The 17,081-nt window shown below is 71.4% G+C and carries 16 protein-coding genes and 1 pseudogene; 9 read left to right on the forward strand and 8 right to left on the reverse strand.

Translation table 11 applies throughout. The features are described from left to right. Nucleotides 1–547: 547 nt before the first annotated feature. The 3 genes from ABZ851_RS09540 to ABZ851_RS09550 are packed head-to-tail and all read left to right on the forward strand — an operon-like array spanning nucleotide 548 to nucleotide 2,591. On the forward strand, nucleotides 548–1,270 hold the full coding sequence (locus ABZ851_RS09540) for a hypothetical protein (RefSeq protein ID WP_361124384.1): 723 nt from the start codon (nucleotides 548–550) through the stop codon (nucleotides 1,268–1,270). Beyond that, nucleotides 1,270–1,950: a DUF4166 domain-containing protein gene (locus ABZ851_RS09545; RefSeq protein WP_361124386.1), complete on the forward strand. Its 681-nt coding sequence runs from the start codon at nucleotides 1,270–1,272 to the stop codon at nucleotides 1,948–1,950. The genes ABZ851_RS09540 and ABZ851_RS09545 overlap by 1 nt, the downstream gene beginning before the upstream one ends. After that, entirely contained in the window at nucleotides 1,947–2,591 is a 645-nt protein-coding gene (locus ABZ851_RS09550) for a TetR/AcrR family transcriptional regulator (RefSeq protein ID WP_361124388.1), read from the forward strand. The genes ABZ851_RS09545 and ABZ851_RS09550 overlap by 4 nt, the downstream gene beginning before the upstream one ends. A gap of 37 nt (nucleotides 2,592–2,628) precedes the next feature. On the opposite strand, the gene ABZ851_RS09555 is transcribed toward ABZ851_RS09550, so the two are convergent. Continuing rightward, nucleotides 2,629–4,302: a fumarate hydratase gene (locus ABZ851_RS09555; protein ID WP_336049946.1), complete on the reverse strand. Its 1,674-nt coding sequence runs from the start codon at nucleotides 4,300–4,302 to the stop codon at nucleotides 2,629–2,631. 338 nt (nucleotides 4,303–4,640) lie between these two features. On the opposite strand from ABZ851_RS09555, the gene ABZ851_RS09560 reads away from it, so the two are divergent. Further along, nucleotides 4,641–5,423, forward strand: a complete 783-nt coding sequence (locus ABZ851_RS09560) for a DUF1707 domain-containing protein (protein ID WP_361124933.1) — start codon at nucleotides 4,641–4,643, stop codon at nucleotides 5,421–5,423. A gap of 311 nt (nucleotides 5,424–5,734) precedes the next feature. Further along, entirely contained in the window at nucleotides 5,735–6,094 is a 360-nt protein-coding gene (locus ABZ851_RS09565; protein WP_088799725.1) for a WhiB family transcriptional regulator, read from the forward strand. 147 nt (nucleotides 6,095–6,241) lie between these two features. On the opposite strand, the gene glpX is transcribed toward ABZ851_RS09565, so the two are convergent. Further along, nucleotides 6,242–7,273, reverse strand: a complete 1,032-nt coding sequence (glpX, locus tag ABZ851_RS09570) for a class II fructose-bisphosphatase (protein WP_336049948.1) — start codon at nucleotides 7,271–7,273, stop codon at nucleotides 6,242–6,244. A 236-nt stretch (nucleotides 7,274–7,509) separates the two neighbouring features. Between glpX and ABZ851_RS09575 the strand changes: the two genes are divergently transcribed. Further along, on the forward strand, nucleotides 7,510–8,046 hold the full coding sequence (locus ABZ851_RS09575) for a DUF4245 domain-containing protein (RefSeq protein ID WP_088799727.1): 537 nt from the start codon (nucleotides 7,510–7,512) through the stop codon (nucleotides 8,044–8,046). A gap of 147 nt (nucleotides 8,047–8,193) precedes the next feature. Here the strand turns inward: ABZ851_RS09575 and ABZ851_RS09580 are convergent, their stop codons facing one another. From ABZ851_RS09580 to ABZ851_RS09595, 4 genes are all read right to left on the reverse strand, one after another. Further along, complete coding sequence (locus ABZ851_RS09580; RefSeq protein WP_336049949.1) at nucleotides 8,194–8,787, reverse strand: malonic semialdehyde reductase; 594 nt, start codon at nucleotides 8,785–8,787, stop codon at nucleotides 8,194–8,196. Between the two features lie 231 nt (nucleotides 8,788–9,018). Beyond that, complete coding sequence (locus ABZ851_RS09585) at nucleotides 9,019–9,315, reverse strand: exodeoxyribonuclease VII small subunit (RefSeq protein WP_093491837.1); 297 nt, start codon at nucleotides 9,313–9,315, stop codon at nucleotides 9,019–9,021. 29 nt (nucleotides 9,316–9,344) lie between these two features. After that, nucleotides 9,345–10,580, reverse strand: a complete 1,236-nt coding sequence (xseA, locus tag ABZ851_RS09590; RefSeq protein ID WP_088799730.1) for an exodeoxyribonuclease VII large subunit — start codon at nucleotides 10,578–10,580, stop codon at nucleotides 9,345–9,347. Nucleotides 10,581–10,661: 81 nt separating this feature from the next. Continuing rightward, nucleotides 10,662–12,209 (reverse strand): APC family permease, encoded by a 1,548-nt coding sequence (locus ABZ851_RS09595; protein WP_361124393.1) that lies wholly within the window; start codon nucleotides 12,207–12,209, stop codon nucleotides 10,662–10,664. Nucleotides 12,210–12,292: 83 nt separating this feature from the next. Between ABZ851_RS09595 and ABZ851_RS09600 the strand changes: the two genes are divergently transcribed. Together ABZ851_RS09600 and ppgK are read left to right on the forward strand one after the other, a co-directional pair. Further along, nucleotides 12,293–13,321 (forward strand): 4-hydroxy-3-methylbut-2-enyl diphosphate reductase, encoded by a 1,029-nt coding sequence (locus ABZ851_RS09600; RefSeq protein ID WP_361124395.1) that lies wholly within the window; start codon nucleotides 12,293–12,295, stop codon nucleotides 13,319–13,321. 84 nt (nucleotides 13,322–13,405) lie between these two features. Then, nucleotides 13,406–14,296 (forward strand): polyphosphate--glucose phosphotransferase, encoded by an 891-nt coding sequence (gene ppgK, locus ABZ851_RS09605; RefSeq protein ID WP_361124397.1) that lies wholly within the window; start codon nucleotides 13,406–13,408, stop codon nucleotides 14,294–14,296. A gap of 13 nt (nucleotides 14,297–14,309) precedes the next feature. On the opposite strand, the pseudogene ABZ851_RS09610 reads toward ppgK, so the two are convergent. Continuing rightward, a pseudogene (locus tag ABZ851_RS09610) lies at nucleotides 14,310–14,876 on the reverse strand (DUF6542 domain-containing protein); the annotation flags it as partial. A 351-nt stretch (nucleotides 14,877–15,227) separates the two neighbouring features. On the opposite strand from ABZ851_RS09610, the gene ychF reads away from it, so the two are divergent. Continuing rightward, nucleotides 15,228–16,316 (forward strand): redox-regulated ATPase YchF, encoded by a 1,089-nt coding sequence (gene ychF / locus ABZ851_RS09615; RefSeq protein ID WP_088799734.1) that lies wholly within the window; start codon nucleotides 15,228–15,230, stop codon nucleotides 16,314–16,316. A 123-nt stretch (nucleotides 16,317–16,439) separates the two neighbouring features. Here the strand turns inward: ychF and ABZ851_RS09620 are convergent, their stop codons facing one another. Beyond that, a complete protein-coding gene (locus tag ABZ851_RS09620) occupies nucleotides 16,440–17,021 on the reverse strand; it encodes a Uma2 family endonuclease (protein WP_361124399.1) in 582 nt (193 codons plus the stop codon). Nucleotides 17,022–17,081: the final 60 nt, after the last annotated feature.

Raw genomic sequence — 17,081 nt, forward strand, 5'->3', positions numbered from 1 at the left:
TTCTTTCCGCGGCGTCCGTAGCGCAATTCCTGGTTTTTCCCTCTTTCTGTGCCGTGCTTCGCCGGCGGCCCCGAGAGTGAAGTCTCCCCGGCCTTCGCCGTAATCGGACGGCTGATTCTCTTCGGCGAGAGGCGCCCGACAGGCGGCATTCTCCAGGCAACCATGTTCCCGGCCGGCGCCGGGTCATCCAGTTTTCAGCCGGAAAACCTCTGGTCGAAAGCGCCGCACCGTTCACCGGTAGTTCTGAGCCGCCGCGCGGGCCCCTCCGGACAAGCTCGGCGCAAATCCCTTCCGCGACCTGTCCCGCGGTTCAGCGCGGTGGCAATCCGTAGGCCGCGATCGACGCAAGCCCCGCCCACCCGCCTGCTGATGGCCTTTCAGGCGGCGTCCGTGAGACGCGACGGCCCCCGTGCGGCCACCCGCACCGCCTTGAGCGACTGCTCAAAACGCTCTACCCTGCGTTTTGAGCAGCCGCTCAAACTCGTGGAACTCGTGGAACTCATAGGGCTCATGGGGCCCATGGGACTCGTCGGATGGGGGAAGCCACATGAAGCTGTACGTGGAGGCGCGGATCCGCGCCGGGATCGACGACGTATGGGACCGCAGCCAGGTGCCGGACCAGCACCAGCGCTGGGACCTGAGGTTCAGCGAGATCGACTACCTGCCGCGCGCACCGGGAGAGCCGCAGCGCTTCCGCTACGCCACCCGCGTCCTGCCGCTGCTCACGGTCGACGGCACCGGCGTCTCGGCCGGTGAGCGGAACCGGCCCGACGGCACCCGGACTTCCGCCCTCCGCTTCTTCTCCGCGCACCCGCTGTCACTCATCGAGGAGGGCCGCGGGTACTGGCGGTACGTCCCGGACGGCGACGCGCTGCGGTTCCTCACCGGATACGACTACCGGCCGCGCTGGGGGCGCTTCGGACGAGTCGCCGACCGGCTCCTCTTCCGGCCGCTCATGGGCTGGGCGACCGCCTGGTCCTTCGACCGGCTGCGGCTGTGGTGCGAACGCGGGATCACCCCCGAGCGGTCGCTGCGTCAGGCCCTCGCCGAGCTGGTCCTCCGTATCGCCGTCGTCGTCGCCACCGCGGTCGCGGCCCCCGTCGCCGCACTCGCGACCGTACTCGCCGTGGCGGCCGCCGCGCTGCTGCTGCCGCCCCTGCCCACCACCCCCGCGGCCCGCCGCTGTCTGCGCCGCCCTCCGGAGCGGGCAGCCGGACGCAGCGAGAGCGCTGCCGCCCCGACCGCCCTCCTCGCCACCTTGGAGCAGTGATGACCTCGATATTCCAGCGCGTCCTGGGCGCCGACTTCGACCGGCTCCACCCGCAGATCCGGCGGCGCTTCTCCGTCGGGCTCGACAGCGGTGAGGCGTGCATCGGACGGGGCACGATGGACCGGATCTGGCACGGCCGCAGCTTCGTCCGGCCGTTCCTGGCCCTCGGCGGCAGCCGCAATATCCTCGTCCCGCAGGCCGGCCGGGACGTCCCCTTCGTCATCGAGAACGTCCCGTACACGGACTCCTTCGGCCGCGAAACCGTCACCTTCGTACGGACCTTCGCCTTCCCGCGCCGCCCCCGCCGTTTCGACGCCACCATGGTCTTCAGCCCCGAGCGCGGCTGTGTCGTCGACTACCTCGGCACCCACCAGCACCTCGCCACCGACCTGCACTTCACCGTGGACGGCAGCGGGGCCCTGATCATCCGCTCCGGCGAGCACCGCTTCCGGGAGGGGCCGGTCGACGTCCGGGTGCCGGACCTGATCGGGGGCGACGCCGTGGTGCGGGAGTCGTACGACGAGGCGGCCGGGCGCTTCGGGATCCAGGTGCGGGTCGGCAACCGGCGGTTCGGCCCGCTCTTCGGCTACGAGGGGTCCTTCACCGCCGAGTTCGTGAACGCCACCGAGCGCGGAGTGCGGGCCGGACTGCGGCCGGTGCGCGAGGAGGCGCGGGCGTGAGCGCCGACGACACCCGTACGAAACTGCTCGCCGGTGCGCTGCGGACGCTCACCGAACAGGGCCTCGCCAAGACCTCGGCCCGCACCATCGCCACCGCCGCCGGAGTCAACCAGGCCCTGGTCTTCTACCACTTCGGCAGCGTCGACGAACTCCTCGCCGCCGCCTGCCGGTACGGCGCGGAGCAGCGCGTCGCGCACTACCGCGAACGCTTCGCCCGGATCGGCAGCCTCGCCGAATTCCTGGAGCTGGGCCGGGAACTGCATGCCGAGGAGCGTGCCGCCGGCCATGTCGCCGTTCTCGCCCAGCTCCTGGCCGGTGCCCAGACCCAGCCCCGCCTCGCCCCCGCGACCGCCGCCGGACTCGCCTCCTGGATCGAGGAGATCGAAACGGTGCTGGCCCGGGTACTGGCCGGGACGCCGATCGCCGCCTTCGTGGACGTCGCCGGCCTCTCGCGGGCGCTCGCCGCGGGCTTCGTCGGCCTGGAACTGTACGAGGGTGTGGACCCGGACGGGGCGCTTGCCGCCCTGGACGCACTGGAGCAACTGTCCGGGCTGGCCGGCGTACTGGAAGACCTGGGACCGGTCGCCCAGCGGGCCGTACGGGCCCGTCTCCGGCGCAGTGCGGCCCGGCGCGGCCACTGACGAGGCGTCAGGGACCGCGCCGGGGCCTGCGGGTGCGTCAGCTTCCCGAGCGCACCGGGATGCTCGTGAACGTGGGCGCCGGTGCCGGGTCCTGGAAGAAGTCGTTGCCCTTGTCATCGACGACGATGAAGGCCGGGAAGTTCTCGACCTCGATCTTCCAGACGGCCTCCATGCCCAGCTCCTCGTACTCCAGGACCTCGACCTTCTTGATGCAGTCCTGGGCCAGGCGCGCGGCCGGGCCGCCGATGGAGCCGAGGTAGAAGCCGCCGTGCGCGGCGCAGGCGTCGGTGACCTGCTGGGAGCGGTTGCCCTTGGCCAGCATGACCTTGGAGCCGCCGGCCGCCTGGAACTGCTCGACGTAGGCGTCCATCCGGCCGGCCGTGGTCGGGCCGAAGGAACCGGAGGCGTAGCCCTCGGGCGTCTTGGCCGGCCCCGCGTAGTAGACGGGGTGGTCCTTGAGGTACTGCGGCATCTCGTCGCCGGCGTCCAGCCGCTCCTTGATCTTCGCGTGGGCGATGTCGCGGGCGACGACCAGGGTGCCGGTGAGGGAGAGGCGGGTCTTGACCGGGTGCTTGGTCAGCTCGGCCAGGACGTCGTCCATGGGGCGGTTGAGGTCGATGGCGACCGCGTCGAGGTCGGGGCCGGCGCCCTCGGTCAGCTCCTCGTCCGTCGTCTCCGGGAGGAAGCGGGCCGGGTCGGTCTCCAGCTGCTCCAGGAAGACGCCCTCGGCGGTGATCTTCGCGACGGCCTGGCGGTCCGCGGAGCAGGAGACGGCGATGGCGACCGGGCAGGACGCGCCGTGGCGGGGCAGGCGGACGACGCGGACGTCATGGCAGAAGTACTTGCCGCCGAACTGCGCGCCGATGCCGATCTTCTGCGTCAGCTCGAAGACCTTCTCCTCCAGCTCCTTGTCACGGAAGCCGTGGCCGGTGGGGGAGCCTTCGGCGGGCAGCTCGTCGAGGTAGTGCGCGGAGGCGTACTTGGCGGTCTTCATCGCGTACTCGGCCGAGGTGCCGCCGACGACGATTGCGAGGTGGTACGGCGGGCAGGCGGCCGTACCGAGCGAACGGATCTTCTGCTCCAGGAACTTCATCATGGAGGCCTCGTTGAGGACCGCCTTGGTCTCCTGGAAGAGGAAGGACTTGTTGGCGCTGCCGCCGCCCTTGGCCATGAAGAGGAACTTGTAGGCGCCGCCGTCGGTCGCGTACAGCTCGATCTGGGCCGGGAGGTTGGAGCCGGTGTTCTTCTCGTCCCACATCGTCAGCGGGGCCATCTGCGAGTAGCGCAGGTTCAGCTGGGTGTAGGCGTCGTAGATGCCGCGGGAGAGGGCCGCCTCGTCGCCGCCCTCGGTCAGCACGTTCTGGCCGCGCTTGCCCATGACGATCGCGGTGCCGGTGTCCTGGCACATGGGCAGCACGCCCGCGGCGGCGATGTTGGCGTTCTTCAGCAGGTCGAGCGCGACGAAGCGGTCGTTGCCGCTGGCCTCGGGGTCGTCCAGGATCTTGCGGAGCTGGGCGAGGTGGGCCGGGCGCAGGTAGTGCGAAATGTCGTGCATCGCCTCGGCGGCCAGCTTGCGCAGCGCCTCCGGCTCGACCTTGAGGAACGTCCGTCCGTCGGCCTCGAAGGTGCTCACGCCCTCCGCGGTGACGAGGCGGTACGGGGTGGTGTCCTCACCTACGGGGAGAAGGTCGGTGTAGGCGAATTCCGGCATCGAAGGTCATTCCTTACTCGGAGAGGTCCGGCTGGCATCTACGGCAGCGCCTCCACAGCGTAGAACCCCGGGGCGCGGACGCCGCTGTGAGGTCGGGCTCAGTCGGCGGGAGCGCCGTCCGAGAGGCGTCCGAGGGCCGTCCGAGAGGCGTCCGAGCGCCGTCCGAGATGAGTCCGAGAGTCGTCCCCGCCGATCCCTGGTCGCGATCTATCGCGTTTCGGTACGCTGAGGCCGTGGATGCAGACAACGGGGGACGACCGGGGCCCGAGAACCCGCCCGGACCGCTTCAGAAGCAGGACGAACGGCAGGAGCGGCAGCCGGTGAAGCAGCCGGTGAACATGACCAAGCCGCCGTCCGCCTACTCCGCGCCGTCCGCGGTGGCCGAGGGGGACATCCGGGCGTCCGACGCGGACCGCGACCGGGTCGCCGAGATCCTTCGCGAGGCGCTGGCCGAGGGCCGGCTGGACCCGCAGGAGCACGCCGAGCGGATCGACACGGTCTACCGCGCCAAGACCATGGGTGAACTGGAGCCCGTCATACGGGATCTGCCCACGGCCGGCGCCGGCCGTGCGCAGCCGGGCCCGGACGCGTACGGCTACGGCCCCCGCGCCCCGGTCCCGGACCAGAACCTCGTCGCGATCTTCAGCGCCTCCGTCCGCAAGGGCCGGTGGCAGGCCCCCGCGCGGATCAACGCCTTCGCGCTCTTCGGCAGCGTCGAGATCGATCTGACCGAGGCGGTCTTCCCGCAGCAGCAGGTCCAGATCAATGCCACGGCCGTCTTCGGCAGCGTGGAGATCCGGGTCCCGGAGAACATCACCCTGCGCAGCAGCGGCTCCGGCATCCTCGGCAACTTCGAGATCGAGACCCATGACGCCGAGGACGGAAATGCGCCGCAGATCCTGGTCAACGGCTATGCCGTATTGGGCAGCGTGGAGGCCAGGCCCAAGCGCGGCGCCTGGATCCGCGATCTGCGCGACCGGGTGTGGGAGGACCACAGCGCGCTCCGCCACGAGCTGCGCGAGGAGCGGCGCGAACGGCACCACCAACTGCGCCACGACCGCCAGGAGTGGCAGGAACGGCTGCGCTCCGCACGGCGCGAGCGCCGGGACCGGTTCCGGTAAGGACGCGGGAGGACACGGGCGGACAAGGGAGCGCGCGAGGCCGCGGGGGAGGAGCAAGGGGGCGGAGCATGCGCGAGCGGCCACCGCCCAGGCACGGGTGACCTGCTGGACGCACCCTGGCGGCAGCTCGGAGGCGGCGCCACCCGCGATTGTCCCGTTGTCGCACGATCGCCACGGTGTGCATAAGCGTGCGTACAGCGGGTAGGGCTGGTGCATCGTCTCTCGTACGGCTGCGGGGTGCGGAAATCGGCCGTGCGCAGCGAGACGGGCAAGGGTGATTCTCGCGCCGAAGCCGTCGTCAGGAGTAGACCGTGCTGCTACCGCATCAGCCCCTGCAGGATGCCGCTGTCGTTCCGTCCCAGCAAGTGCCTGATCGCGACGAGGCCGGCCCCTGGCATTCGGAGGCGGTGTGCCGCCGGGACGAAGCCGGGCTGTTCTTCGCCCCGTCCAAGGAGCCGACCGCCGCGCGGCTGGCCAGGGAAGAGGCCGCGAAGCGGGTCTGCGCCCGCTGTCCCGTGATGGTCGAATGCCGGGAGCATGCGCTGCTCCAGCCCGAGCCGTACGGCGTCTGGGGCGGCCTGACCGCGGCCGAGCGCCGGGTCGTGCTGACCCGGCGGCGGCGCCGGGAGGCCGAGCTCCAGCGAGCCGCCCATATGCCGGCGGCCGGATAGCGGCCGCGCGAGGCTTCGGCCCATAGGACGCACCCAGGCAGGACGCACCCCAGGGCGTATGGGCCACTTCGCCCCCGCCGGAGACGTTCCGGCGGGGGCGAAGTGTGTGGACGGCGGGCCGGTTGCACGGGCCGGCCGCACCACCCGCTAGCTGGGGCGCTCGAAGTCCACCGAGCTGTACGCACGCAGCTTGGACAGCCGGTGCTGGGAATCGATCTGGCGGATGGTGCCGGACTTGGAGCGCATCACCAGGGACTGGGTGTAGGCGTTCTCGGCGCGGTAGCGCACACCGCGCAGCAGTTCGCCGTCGGTGATGCCGGTGGCGACGAAGAAGACGTTGTCGCCGCGGACCAGGTCGCCGATCTCCAGCACCTTGTCCAGGTCGTGCCCGGCGTCCAGCGCCCGCTGCCGCTCCTCGTCGTCCTTGGGCCACAGCTTGCCCTGGAAGGCGCCGCCCAGACACTTCAGCGCACAGGCCGCGATGATGCCCTCGGGCGTACCGCCGATGCCGAGCAGCAGGTCCACGCCGGTGCCCTCACGGGCCGCCATGATCGCGCCGGCCACATCGCCGTCGGCGATGAACTTGATCCGGGCCCCGGCCTCGCGGACCTCCTTGACCAGGCCGTCGTGACGGGGCCGGTCCAGGATGACCACGGTGACGTCCTCGACCGCGGACTTCTTCGCCTTCGCGATGCGCTTGATGTTCACGGCCACCGGCGCCGTGATGTCGACGAAGTCCGCCGCCTCCGGGCCCGTGGCGAGCTTGTCCATGTAGAAGACCGCGGACGGGTCGAACATCGAGCCGCGCTCGGCCACCGCCAGCACGGACACGGCGTTCGCCATGCCCTTGGCGGTCAGCGTCGTCCCGTCCACCGGGTCCACGGCCACGTCGCACTCCGCGCCGGTGCCGTCACCCACGCGCTCGCCGTTGTAGAGCATCGGGGCGTTGTCCTTCTCGCCCTCTCCGATGACCACGACGCCGTTCATCGAGACGGTGTGGATCAGGGCGCGCATGGCCTTCACCGCCGCGCCGTCCGCGCCGTTCTTGTCACCTCGCCCCACCCAGCGGCCCGATGCCATGGCACCGGCCTCGGTGACCCGGACGAGTTCCAGGGCGAGGTTGCGGTCCGGCGCCTCGGGGCTGACCTCGAGTTGGGACGGGAGATGATGCTCGCTCATCGAGCGCACCTTTCTGAACGGCGACGGCCGTGAAGGAATGAGGGTGGCTGTGCGGGGGTGCGGGGGTTTCCCCCGGAGGTTCACAGTATCTCCAGGCCGCCAAAATGAGCAGAGGGCCCTACGCATGAGCAGCGGCGGGGGAGCCGGTCACCTGGGCATTCGCACGGGTGACGGGCTTTGCCGGGGGGCCTGTCGGGGCCGCGGCGGGGATGGGGGACCATAGGGGCGTGGCAGGTATGCGAGGCAGGCAAACGGTGCGGGACATGGTCCTGTCACTGGCGGTGATCGGCATCCTCGTCGGGGCGATCTATCTCTTCATCCCGCACGACGAGAGCGCGGAAGCGGCGAGGAACGCGGTCAAGAAGGTCGACTACCGCGTCGAACTGATCACGGCCCGGCGGGCGGCGCCCTACCCGGTCGCCGCGCCCGAGGGGCTGCCCAAGACCTGGCGTGCCACCTCCGTCTCGTACAAGGCGAACGAGGACGGCAAGGGCGGTGCCTGGCACCTGGGCATGCTCGACCCGGAGCAGGAGTACGCGGCCGTCGAGCAGAGCGATGCCGTGCCGCGGAAGTTCATACAGGAGGTCACGCTCGGCGCGACCAAGGCCGAGGGCAAGCAGGCCGTCGGCAGCAAGAAGTGGGACCGCTACAAGGGCGACAAGTACAACGCGCTGGTCCGCGAGGAGCCCGGGGTGACCACGGTCGTCACCGGCACCGCGCCCTACGGGCGGCTCGCCGACCTGGCCGCCGCACTGGTGGCGAAGAAGAGCTGAGCGGCGCGGACGCCGCGCGGGGAGAACGAGGAGGCCGCCGCACCCGGGAGGGGTGCGGCGGCCTCATGCGTCGCGCGGGCGGGGGCCGCCGTGCGCGTGGCGCGGGCGGGGTCTCATGCGCGGACGGGGATCCTCCTCGGTGCCTGTTCAGACGGTGGCGACGGCCTCGTCGAAGGTCAGCCGCGGGGAGCGCGGGAAGAAGGCGTCGGTGCCCGGCTTGCCGATGTTGATGACGAGGAACGACTTCTGCTTGCCGTCGCCGAAGAACTCCTTGTCGACGCCGGTGAAGTCGAAGCCGGTCATCGGGCCGGCGGCCAGGCCGGCGGCGCGGATGCCGACGATGAAGTAGCCGGCCTGGAGGGTGGCGTTCTGGGTCCCGGCGACCTCGCGGCGCGCGGCCTCGGAGAAGAAGGTGTCCTTGATGCCCGGGGCGTGCGGGAAGAGCTGCGGCAGCTTCTCGTGGAAGTCCAGGTCCACGGAGAGGATCGCGGTCAGCGGCGCGCCGAGGGTCTTCGGGCCGTTGGCGCCCATGGCGTGGTTGACCAGGCGCTCACGGGCCTCCTGGGAGCGGACCAGGGTTATCCGCAGCGGCGACTGGTTGAAAGCGGTCGGGCCGAACTTCACCAGGTCGTAGATGGCCTGGACCTGCTCGTCCGTCACCGGCTCGTCCGTGAACGTGTTGGCGGTCTGGGCCTCCCGGAACAGGAGGTCCTGAGCGGCGGCGTCAAGGGCGAGAGACATAAAGGCACCTCGGTGAGTGAGCTGGGTTCAGGTTCTGTGGCACTGCAGACATTAGTGATCATGCATGCACTACGGGGGTCTTACGGGAAACCACTGTAGTGCAGATAGATTAAGTTTCAACTAAATGGGGAGCGCTGTGAGGCGGTTCACAGGGATATGCCTTGGCGTCGTTGCGGTCTTTGTGACGGGAGGGGAGGGGTGGCCGGAACCTCCCCCCGGCGCGCTCCGCCGCTACGCGCGCTCCGCCTCCGGCTCGTCCGGCGACTGGGCCAGCGCCGCGTCCAGCCGCGCCCGCGCGCCGTCCAGCCAGCGCCGGCAGACCTTCGCCAGCGCCTCGCCGCGCTCCCACAGCGCAAGCGACTCCTCCAGCGTCGTGCCGCCCGCCTCCAGGCTGCGGACGACCTCGATCAGCTCGTCCCGCGCCTGCTCATAGCCCAGCGTGGAGTCCACCGACTCCACCGGGGCCGCAGCGCCGGCCGCCGCACCCTGCTCCGCGTCCGCCGCGCCATCCGTCTTCGCCTTCGCCATGTCTCCCACCCTAAGAGTCTGCCTTCGCACTATTCGGGGGGTGTGACCGCGCCCGGGACGCCGTCCACCCGCACCCTGAACTCGCCCTCGGCCACCCGGGCCCGCAGCGCCTCGTCCGCGCCGACCTCGTCCGGCGAGCGCACCGCCGTGCCGTCCGGTTTCTGGAGCACCGCATAGCCGCGCTCCAGCGTCGCCTTGGGGGAGAGCGCGACCACCCGGGCCAGGGTGTGCGTCAGCTCCGAGTCGGCACGGTCCAGCAGATGTCCCAGGGTCCGCCGGCCGCGCTCCAGCAGCGCCGTGACCTGCTCCTCGCGGTCCTCGACCATCCGCTGCGGCCGCTGTATGCACGGCCGCTGCAGCGCCGCCGCGAGCCCCCGCTCCTCCCGCTGCAGAAAGCCGTCCACGGCGCGCAGCGCCCGCTCCCGCAACTGCTGGACCCGGGCCAGCTCCTCGCCCACGTCCGGCACCACCTTCTTCGCCGCGTCGGTCGGCGTCGAGGCACGCAGATCGGCGACCAGGTCGAGCAGTGGAGTGTCCGGCTCGTGCCCGATCGCCGAGACGACGGGTGTCACGGCCGCGCTCACGGCCCGGACGAGCTGTTCGTCGGAGAACGGCAGCAGGTCCTCCACGCTGCCGCCGCCCCGCGCGACGATGATCACGTCCACCTCGGGCAGCGCGTCCAGCTCCTGGACCGCCGCGACCACCTGCGGGACCGCGTGTACCCCCTGTACCGGCACATTGCGCACCGCGAAACGGACGGCCGGCCAGCGGTGCCGGGCGTTCTCCAGGACGTCCCGCTCGGCGGCGCTCGCCCGGCCGCAGACCAGCCCGATCAGCTGCGGCAGGAACGGCAGCGGCTTCTTGCGGGCCGCGGCGAACAGCCCCTCCGCCGCCAGCGACTTCTTCAACTGCTCCAGCCGGGCGAGGAGTTCACCGACCCCGACCGGCTTGATCTCGGCGGCCCGCAGCGACAACTGGCCACGCGGGGCGTACCACTCGGGCTTGGCGTGCACCACCACCCGGGCGCCCTCGCTCACCACGTCGGCGACCTTGTCGAAGACCTGGCGGTAGCACGTCACGCTCACCGAGATGTCGTACGACGGATCACGCAGCGTCAGGAAGACCACTCCCGCGCCGGGGCGCCGCGAGAGCTGGGTGATCTGCCCCTCGACCCACACCGCGCCGAGCCGGTCGATCCAACCGCCGATGAGCCGGGACACCTCGCCGACCGGGATCGGCGTTTCCGGGGACGTAGAAACAGCCATACGAGCGAGACTAGCGGCGGGCACTGACAGCGGCGGCGCGCCCGCCCGGCCCGCACCCCGCCCTGCCCCCGCCGCACCCCCTCACCCCCGCATCGCGCCCCCGCGTACCCACCCCCGGTACTGCACCGCCAGCACCACCAGCCCCACCACCAGCCAGGCCCCGCCCACGGCCCGCGCGGCGGCCGAGGCCCCGGCGATCACCGCGACCACCACCGCCAGCCCCAGCAACGGCACCACCAGATGCCGCAGCACGCTCGGCGTCCCGCCCGCCCGGCGGATCCAGAACCAGCCGGTCACCGACGCGTGCAGCAGCCCGAAAGCGGTCAGTGCCCCCACGTTCACGACCGAGGACAGCTGGTCGAGCCCGTCGTCCCTGCGGGCCGCCCACACCGCCGCCACCAGCGACACCAGCGCCGCGCCCAGCAGCGCCCTGCGCGGTACCCCGCTGCCCGCGTCCACCTTCGACATCGCCCCGGGCAGCCGCCGGTCCCTGGCCATCGCGAACAGCAGCCGGCCGGCCGCCGCCTGTCCCGCCAGCGCCGCGAACGCCGCGCCGATGGCCTTGCTCACCGCCACCAGGTCGTGCAGCCAGCGGCCCACCGACGCGTCGACCGTGGCGTAGAAGGCGCCGCCCTGCTCGCCCGGCCGGGCCGCCAGCTCCGCCGCGCTCATCGGCATCAGCAGCGCCGCCAGATACGTCTGCGCCGCGAACAGCACACCGGCCACCGCCAGACAGGCCAACACCGCCCGCGCCACCCGGTCAGGGTCGCCGGCCACCCCGTCCCCGCCGGCCACTCCGGTCCCGCCGGCATCCCCGGCCCCGGCCGTCCCGGCAGGCGACCGGCCCCCGGCCGTCCCGGCAGGCACCGTGCGCCCCCCGGCCTCCTCCGCAAACGACGCGATCGCGTCGAACCCCAGGTACGACAGCACCGCCACCGACACCGCGGCCAGCACCGCACGCACGGAGCACCCGCCCTCGCCGGTCAGCGGCTCGGCCCAGCCGCGCTGCGTCCCGTGCGAGACCAGTTCGGCGACCGCCGACACCACGAACACCGCGAGCACCACGATCTCCATCGCCAGCACCGCGAACCCCACCCGGGCCGCCGTCCGCACGCCCCACAGATTCAGCAGCGTGGTCACGGCCACCGCCAGCGCCGTCCACACCCACTGGTGCACGGACGGCACCAGCGCATGCAGCGCGATCCCGGAGAACAGATACGCGACCGCCGGAATCAGCAGATAGTCCAGCATCGCCATCCACCCGGCGACGAACCCCGCGCCCTCGCCCAGACCCACCCGGGCGTACGTATAGACCGAACCGGCCTGCGGGGCGACCCGCACCATCTGGGCGTACGAGTAGGCGGTGAACGCCATCGCGACCGTCGCGACCAGGTAGACGGCGGTGACCGCGCCGTGCGAGGTGGCCTGCAGCGTGCCGAAAATTCCGACCGGCGCCATCGGGGCGATGAACAGCAGCCCGTAGACGACCAGATCCCGGAATGTCAGCGTCCGCCGCAGTGCACCAAGGGCGCCGGAGTCCCCGTCCCCGCCGGCCGCGGTGCCCGCTCCGCCGCCGGGCCCGGCGCCGCCCGCCCCCGCGCCGCCCGTGCCGCCGCTCGTGCCCGGCATCCTGCCTCCTCGCTCCGTGCCTCCCCAGTCTCGGACAACGGCGCGATCTTCCGGGGCGGGGCCACGCCTTTACGATGGGACGCATGACTTCCTCGCCCAGCCCGACGTCCGCCACCACCCCGGGCGAAGACGCTTCGCGCCGCAGCGACCGCAAGGTCCTGCTCGCCGCTCCCCGTGGCTACTGTGCGGGCGTGGACCGCGCCGTGATCGCTGTGGAGAAGGCCCTTGAGCAGTACGGCGCCCCCGTTTACGTACGCCACGAGATCGTCCACAACAAGTACGTCGTGAAGACCCTGGAGAAGAAGGGCGCCATCTTCGTCGACGAGACGGAGGAGGTGCCCGAGGGCAACATCGTCATCTTCTCCGCGCACGGCGTGGCGCCCGCCGTCCACGAAGAGGCCAAGCGCGGCAAGCTCGCCACCATCGACGCCACCTGCCCGCTGGTCACCAAGGTCCACAAGGAAGCCGTCCGCTACGCCAAGGAGGACTACGACATCCTCCTGATCGGCCACGAGGGCCACGAAGAGGTCATCGGCACCAGCGGTGAGGCCCCCGAGCACATCACGCTGGTCGACGGCCCCGAGGACGTCGCCAATGTCGAGGTCCGCGACCCGGAGAAGGTCGTCTGGCTCTCCCAGACCACCCTCTCGGTCGACGAGACCATGGAGACGGTGGACGCCCTCAAGGGCCGCTACCCCAACCTCCTCTCGCCGCCCAGCGACGACATCTGCTACGCCACCCAGAACCGCCAGATCGCGGTGAAGCAGATGGGCGCCCAGGCCGATCTCGTCATCGTCGTCGGCTCCAAGAACTCCTCGAACTCCGTGCGCCTGGTCGAGGTGGCGCTGGGCGCCGGCGCCCGCGACGCCCATCTGGTCGACTACGCCGAGGAGATCGACGAGGCCTGGCTGGAGGGCGTCGGCACGGTCGGTGTCACCTCCGGCGCCTCCGTCCCCGACGTGCTCGTCCACGGCGTCCTGGACTGGCTCGCCCAGCGCGGCTACGAGGACGTGGAGACCATCACGGCTGCCGAGGAGTCCATCCACTTCTCGCTGCCCAAGGAGCTCCGCCGGGACCTGCGCGCCGAGGCCAAGGTGGCAACCGAGGACTGAGCCCGCCGCGTTCGCCGCGCCGCCCCGGGCACCGGTCGGTGTATCCCGGGGGCGGGCGGCCCCGCCGACGCCTAGCCTTTTCCCATGAAGGTCTTCGGTGTGGACATCGGCGGGTCGGGCATCAAAGGTGCCCCGGTGGATCTGGAGCGCGGCGAGCTCGCGGAGGAGCGCCACAAGGTGCTGACCCCGCATCCGGCCACCCCGGATGCGGTCGCGGCCGGCGTCAAAGAGGTCGTGGACCACTTCGGGTGGACGGGGCCGGTCGGCGCGACCTTCCCCGGTGTGGTCACCGACGGGACGACCCGTACCGCCGCCAATGTCGACAAGGGCTGGATCGGGCTCGACGCGGCCGCGCTGCTCACCACGCGGCTCGGCGGCGCCGGCGGCAGCCCCGTCACGGTGCTCAACGACGCCGACGCGGCCGGCCTGGCCGAACTGCGCTTCGGCGCCGGCCGCGGCCGCACCGGCACGGTCATCGTGCTCACCCTCGGGACGGGCATCGGCAGCGCCCTCTTCACCGACGGCCGCCTGGTGCCCAACTCCGAGCTCGGCCACCTGGAGCTGCACGGCCATGACGCCGAGAAGCGGGCCTCCACCAAGGCCAAGGAGGACGAGGAGCTGAGCTGGCAGCACTGGGCGCACCGGGTGCAGAGGTACCTCGCCCATGTGGAGATGCTGTTCTCCCCCGAGCTGTTCGTGATCGGCGGCGGGGTGAGCCGCAAGGCGGAGAAGTTCCTGCCGCTGATCGAGGGCGTCAGCGCGGAGATCGTGCCGGCTCAGCTTCAGAACAATGCGGGGATTGTGGGTGCCGCGATGGCTGCGTACGCCGCTCGGGCTGGCGAGCCACCTGCCGCGGACGGTTCCCCGGCCGCGGCCGCTCCCTCTCGGGCGCCCGCCCCGTCGGCCGGCCCTGCGGACCGCGCGGTGCGCTCCGCGGTCGACTCGCCGGTCGGCTGGCCCGACGCCGGGCAATGATCAGCACCCGGCGGACGATCGCGAGCAGCGCGCTGATCAGCGTGCCGGCGTAGAGCCAGCCGGCGTTCAGCGCGAGGACGGTGAAGACGCCCATCAGCAGTCCGTCGAACCCGCCCGCGCCCCGCTGCAGCGGCAGCGCACCGAGCGTGAACGCGATCGGCAGCGTGACCGGCGCGATGACCAGGTCGAACGGCCTGACCCAGAGCGCCGCGGCGATCCCGACCAGCACGTAGCAGACGCCGTACGGGGCCGGCGCGCCGCCGAGCAGCAGCCGGTCCAGGAAGGCGAAGGCCAGCAGCGCCAGCGTCGCCAGCAGCCAGCAGCCGAGTCCGGTGAGCTTGGCCGCCGGCATCCGGCGGCGCAGGGCGGGTGGCGGGGACGGCAGGGGGCGCTGGGGGCGCGCCCGGTAGACGGTCGCGGACTCCGCGCCCTCCGGTGGGGCCGGGGCGCGTCCCGGAGCCGCCGCCCCGGGCACCCGGGCGGGCGCGCGGAGGGGACCGGCCGGTGCGGGACCGCGCCCCGCGGACCGCGCGAGCGCGGGTACGGACGCCGGTACGGCAGCGAACCCGGAGGCCCGCATCGCGGTGAGGAAGTCGTCGTCGGGGTCGGGGGCCACGGCCTCCGCGGGGCGCGGGAGCCGGGCGTCCTGGCCCGCGGGCGGATGTGCGGACCGCGGCGGGCTGTGCTGGGGGGTGCGCGCTTCGTGTTGCTCCACTCGTCAACGGTAGGCCGCTAAGTGGGATTAACCGGCTGCGGGACACGCGCTTTGGGCCGAGGTTCGGACTGATTCGCTCCGGGTCCGGGGGTGGGGGCGGGGCGCGGCCGGTCCCGGTGGCGGCGGCTCGGCCCCGGCCGCCCCGTAGACTGGTGGATCGGCCCTCCCGGGGCCGTGCCCACCCCACCACCTCTCGCTCGGAAGTCGAGTCGCCACGTGTCGCTCACGATCGGAATCGTCGGTCTGCCGAATGTCGGCAAGTCGACCATGTTCAACGCCCTGACCAAGAACGACGTGCTGGCGGCCAACTACCCGTTCGCCACCATCGAGCCGAACGTCGGCGTCGTCGGTGTCCCCGACCCGCGGCTGGCCAAGCTGGCCGAGATCTTCGCCTCCCAGAAGATCCTCCCCGCCACCGTCGACTTCGTGGACATCGCGGGCATCGTCCGCGGCGCCTCCGAGGGCGAGGGCCTGGGGAACAAGTTCCTCGCGAACATCCGCGAGTCCGATGCGATCTGCCAGGTCATCCGCGCCTTCAAGGACGAGAACGTCGTCCACGTCGACGGCAAGGTCTCGCCCAAGGACGACATCGAGACCATCAACACCGAGCTGATCCTCGCCGACCTCCAGACCATCGAGAAGGTGCTGCCGCGTCTCCAGAAGGAGTCGCGCATCAAGAAGGACGTGGTCCCGAAGGTCAAGGCGGTCGAGGAGGCCAAGGCGATCCTGGAGAAGGGCGACACGCTGTTCTCCGCCGGAATCGTCCAGGGCTCCGGCAACGAAGAGCTCCTGCACGACCTCCACCTCCTCACCACCAAGCCCTTCCTCTACGTCTTCAACGTCGACGAGGACGAGCTGACCGACGAGGACTTCAAGAACGAGCAGCGCGCCCTGGTCGCCCCCGCCGAGGCGATCTTCCTGAACGCCAAGCTGGAGGCCGACCTCGCCGAGCTGGACGAGGACGAGGCCCTGGAACTCCTCCAGTCCGTCGGCCAGGAAGAGCCGGGCCTGGCCACCCTCGCCCACGTCGGCTTCAACACCCTCGGCCTGCAGACGTACCTGACCGCCGGCCCCAAGGAAACCCGCGCCTGGACCATCAAGAAGGGCGCCACCGCCCCCGAGGCCGCCGGAGTCATCCACACCGACTTCCAGAAGGGCTTCATCAAGGCCGAGATCATCTCCTTCGCCGACCTGGTGGAAACCGGCTCCGTCGCCGACGCCCGCGCCGCGGGCAAGGCCCGCATGGAGGGCAAGGAGTATGTGATGCAGGACGGGGATGTGGTGGAGTTCCGGTTCAACGTGTAGCCGCACGTCTGCCGCAGGCGACCTGAGTCGCCGAACGCACAGGTCAAAGGGGTCGGACGGAGACAGTCCGGTCCCTTTTTCCTTCTTCCCGCGCAGGTGTGGTGCTGGCCTCGCACCGTGGTTTCAGCCGGACCGGCCCGGTGCCAGCTTGTCCAGGTCGAGGCTGATCTCGAACGGCAGGGTCCGCTGGAGCGCGTGGCGGAAAATCCCGGCCGGCGCGTAGGAGCGGGTCGGCCGGTCGAGCTCGTAGACGTGCACTGCGGGGACGGAGTCCTCGTCCTCGATGCACCAGTAGTGGGGGATGCCGGCCTCGGCGTACTTGCGGAGCTTGACGGTGCGGTCGCGATGGGCGGACTCGGGTGAGACGACCTCGATGACGAGGAGGACGTCCTCCGGGGCGAACCAGGTGCGGTCACCGTCGTAGTCGGCGGTCGTCACCAGTAGATCCGGCTCGGGCCGATTGCGTGGGTCGAGCTTGATCGTCATCTCTCGGCCGACGCGAACACCGGCTGGTGCCTGCTCCATGAGGGCGACAGTGAGCATGGTGACGAGGTGGCCGTGCCACCACCGCTGTGGGGACATCATGAAGACGAGCGCTCCGTCGATGAGCTCGGTGTGGCGGGGTGCCTCGGGGAGGCGGTCCAGGTCCTCCGCGAACCAGCCTTCCGCGCGGGGCGGGCGCATCCAGTCGGGCAGTGCGGTCATGGCTCAACCGTAGCGACTCGGCGGGTCTGGAGCTACGAGATCATCGACGCCGGAGCGGGC

Origin of the sequence: Streptomyces sp. NPDC047049, assembly GCF_040643995.1 — a bacterium.
Classification (GTDB): Bacteria; Actinomycetota; Actinomycetes; order Streptomycetales; family Streptomycetaceae; genus Streptomyces; species Streptomyces mooreae.

What these genes read in the sequence shown, in the direction of transcription:
- ABZ851_RS09600 (WP_361124395.1), top strand. Translation starts at nt 12,293, where the DNA reads ATGACTTCCTCGCCCAGCCCGACGTCCGCCACCACCCCGGGCGAAGAC.
- ABZ851_RS09545 (WP_361124386.1), top strand. Translation starts at nt 1,270, where the DNA reads ATGACCTCGATATTCCAGCGCGTCCTGGGCGCCGACTTCGACCGGCTC.
- ABZ851_RS09595 (WP_361124393.1), bottom strand. Translation starts at nt 12,209, where the DNA reads ATGCCGGGCACGAGCGGCGGCACGGGCGGCGCGGGGGCGGGCGGCGCC.
- ppgK (WP_361124397.1), top strand. Translation starts at nt 13,406, where the DNA reads ATGAAGGTCTTCGGTGTGGACATCGGCGGGTCGGGCATCAAAGGTGCC.
- ABZ851_RS09575 (WP_088799727.1), top strand. Translation starts at nt 7,510, where the DNA reads ATGCGAGGCAGGCAAACGGTGCGGGACATGGTCCTGTCACTGGCGGTG.
- ABZ851_RS09580 (WP_336049949.1), bottom strand. Translation starts at nt 8,787, where the DNA reads ATGTCTCTCGCCCTTGACGCCGCCGCTCAGGACCTCCTGTTCCGGGAG.
- ABZ851_RS09560 (WP_361124933.1), top strand. Translation starts at nt 4,641, where the DNA reads ATGACCAAGCCGCCGTCCGCCTACTCCGCGCCGTCCGCGGTGGCCGAG.
- ABZ851_RS09620 (WP_361124399.1), bottom strand. Translation starts at nt 17,021, where the DNA reads ATGACCGCACTGCCCGACTGGATGCGCCCGCCCCGCGCGGAAGGCTGG.
- xseA (WP_088799730.1), bottom strand. Translation starts at nt 10,580, where the DNA reads ATGGCTGTTTCTACGTCCCCGGAAACGCCGATCCCGGTCGGCGAGGTG.
- glpX (WP_336049948.1), bottom strand. Translation starts at nt 7,273, where the DNA reads ATGAGCGAGCATCATCTCCCGTCCCAACTCGAGGTCAGCCCCGAGGCG.
- ABZ851_RS09540 (WP_361124384.1), top strand. Translation starts at nt 548, where the DNA reads ATGAAGCTGTACGTGGAGGCGCGGATCCGCGCCGGGATCGACGACGTA.
- ABZ851_RS09555 (WP_336049946.1), bottom strand. Translation starts at nt 4,302, where the DNA reads ATGCCGGAATTCGCCTACACCGACCTTCTCCCCGTAGGTGAGGACACC.
- ABZ851_RS09585 (WP_093491837.1), bottom strand. Translation starts at nt 9,315, where the DNA reads ATGGCGAAGGCGAAGACGGATGGCGCGGCGGACGCGGAGCAGGGTGCG.